Source organism: Brevundimonas diminuta ATCC 11568 (genome assembly GCF_000204035.1).
Classification (GTDB): domain Bacteria; phylum Pseudomonadota; class Alphaproteobacteria; order Caulobacterales; family Caulobacteraceae; genus Brevundimonas; species Brevundimonas diminuta.
This window is the reverse complement of record NZ_GL883086.1, coordinates 1,797,044-1,799,652: the sequence shown is the minus strand read 5'-3', so window position 1 is coordinate 1,799,652 and position 2,609 is coordinate 1,797,044. Positions and strand designations below refer to the sequence as shown.

Sequence of the window (2,609 nt, the reverse complement as noted above, 5' to 3'; positions counted from 1 at the left end):
GCTTCGCCTCGGCGCGCCGCGTCGGCCGGGTGCGCGAGGGCGCGCCTTCCGTGGTCGTGAAGGCGGGCGGCTGATGGCGCGGCTGACGGCGGACGTGTCGCTGGGGGCGCTCGCCCGCTACGACGCCGTCATCGACGTGCGCAGCCCCGGCGAATTCGCCGAGGACCACCTGCCCGGCGCGATCAACCTGCCGGTGTTGGACGACGCCCAGCGGGCCGAGGTGGGGACGCTTTACGTTCAGACGTCGAAATTCCTCGCCCGCCGCCTGGGCGCGGCCCTGGTGGCGCGCAACATCGCCGCGCATCTGGACGGGGCGCTGGGCGACCGCGACGGCGGGTTTCAGCCCCTGGTCTATTGCTGGCGCGGGGGGCAGCGCTCGACGGCCATGACCACGGTGATGGAGCAGGTCGGCTGGCCCGTCACGCGGCTGGAGGGCGGCTATCAGACCTGGCGGCGCACGGTGGCCGCCGCCCTGCATGACCTGGAGACGGCCCCGGCGTTGAAGTTGGTCCTGATGGACGGCCTGACCGGCAGCGGCAAGACCGAGGTGTTGGCGCGCCTGGCGGATCACGGCGTTCAGAGCCTGGACCTGGAGGGGCTGGCGGCGCATCGCGGCTCCCTGTTCGGGCGCACCGAGGCGGAGCAGCCGTCGCAGAAGCTGTTCGAGAGCCGTCTCTATGCGGCGCTTTCCGCCCTCGACCTGAGCCGTCCCGTGGTGGTCGAGGCCGAGGCCAGCCGCATCGGCCGCCTGACCGTGCCGCCCGTGCTGTGGGCGGCGATGAAGGCGGCGCCCGCCCTACGCTTGTCCGCCCCGTTCGAGGCGCGGGTCGAGCGGGTGCTGCGCGACTATCAGGCGGCGACCGACGATGCGGCCTTGCGCGACGCCCTGCTGGCGCGGATGCCCAGCCACCATAGCCGAGAGCGGATCGCGCAGTGGCGCGCCCTGTCGCAGGCGGGCGACCTGCGCGCCCTGGCGACGGCCCTGATGCGCGAGCACTACGATCCAGCCTATCGCCGGGCGTCTGCGGGGGCGCGCGATCTGGGCGAGATCACGATGGACGGCGGCGCTGAGAGCGATCTGGACTGCGCGGCGGAGGCGGTGGCGATTTCCCTCTCCCGCCGGGAGAGGGGCGGTTAGACCGCCGTGCCGCCCACGGTCAGGCCGCCGATCTTGAGACTGGGTTGGCCGATGCCGACGGGGACGCCCTGACCGGCCTTGCCGCAGGTGCCGACGCCGGGGTCGAAGGCGAAGTCGTCGCCGATCATCTGGATCTGGGTCAGGGCCGTGGCGCCGTCGCCGATCAGGGTGGCGCCGCGCACGGGGGCGGTGATCTTGCCGTCCTCGATCAGATAGGCCTCGGTGCACTGGAAGACGAATTTGCCGTTGGTGATGTCCACCTGGCCGCCGCCGAAGTTGGCGGCGTAGAGGCCGCGCTTGGTGCTGGCGATCATGTCGGCCTGCGAATCCTTGCCGCCTTCCATGAAGGTGTTGGTCATGCGCGGCATGGGCGTGTGGGCGAAGGACTGGCGGCGGCCGTTGCCGGTGGCGTTGGCGCCCAGCTGACGCGCCGACAGCCGGTCGTGCATCAGGCCGACCATGATCCCGTCCTCGATCAACACGGTGCGCGAGGTCGGGGTGCCCTCGTCGTCGAACGACAGGGAGCCGCGGCGCCCGGCGATGGAGCCGTCGTCCACGACCGTCACGCCCGGCGCGGCCACCCGCTTGCCCATCATGCCGGTGAAGACCGACGAGCCCTTGCGGTGGAAGTCGCCCTCGAAGCCGTGGCCGACCGCCTCGTGCAGCAGGACGCCGGGCCAGCCCGCGCCCAGCACCACGTCCATCTCGCCCGCCGGGCAGTCGACGGCGTCCAGATTGACCAGGGCCTGACGCAGGGCCTCGTCCACCTGGGCCTGCCAGCGTTCAGGGGCGACCCATTCCTCGAAGCCCGCGCGGCCGCCCGCGCCGGACGAGGCGCTCTCGCGGCGGCCGTCCTTTTCGACGGTGACGGAGACGTTCAGCCGGACCAGCGGGCGCAGGTCGCTGAGCAGGCGCCCGTCGCCGCGCAGGATGTCGATGGCGCGACGCTCGCCGACCAGGGAGGCCGAGACCTGCACCACGCGCGGATCGCGGGCGCGCGCCCAGGCGTCGATCTCGGCCAGCAGGGCGATCTTGTCCGAGAAGGCCGGGGCCAGCAGCGGATCGACCGGATCATAGAGGCGCTGGTTGGTGTCGCGCGGCGCCTCGGCGGCGGTTCCGTCATAGCCGCGCTTGGCGAGCGCAGCGCTGTCGGCGGCGCGGCGGATGGCGGCGGCGGAGATTTCATTGGCGTGGGCGTAACCGGCCGTCTCGCCCGCCACGACGCGCAGGCCGAAACCTTCAACAGCATCGTAGGAGGCGCCCTTCAGCCGCCCGTCGTCGAAGACCAGGGATTCGCTCTCGGTCTTTTCGAGGAACAGCTCCCCGTCGTCGGCGCCCGACAGGGCGGTCTGCAGGATCGACAGGGCCTCGTCCGGGGCTACGCCCGCGGCGTCGAGGATGGGGGAGGGGGAGGCGACGGTGCTCATGGACGCTAGATAGGGGCTGAGGAGCGCGGCGTCACGGGGGCAGC

General features: G+C 72.3%; 2 protein-coding genes. One reads left to right on the top strand and one right to left on the bottom strand.

Going from position 1 to position 2,609, the window contains the following annotated elements:
• Positions 1–1,138 (top strand): tRNA 2-selenouridine(34) synthase MnmH (mnmH, locus tag BDIM_RS12595; RefSeq protein ID WP_345908509.1); only part of this gene is annotated, 1,138 nt, incomplete at its 5' end.
• Here mnmH and tldD read toward each other — a convergent pair.
• Entirely contained in the window at positions 1,135–2,565 is a 1,431-nt protein-coding gene (tldD, locus tag BDIM_RS12590) for a metalloprotease TldD (RefSeq protein ID WP_040346110.1), read from the bottom strand. The two genes, mnmH and tldD, sit on opposite strands and share 4 nt — an antisense overlap.
• Positions 2,566–2,609: the final 44 nt, after the last annotated feature.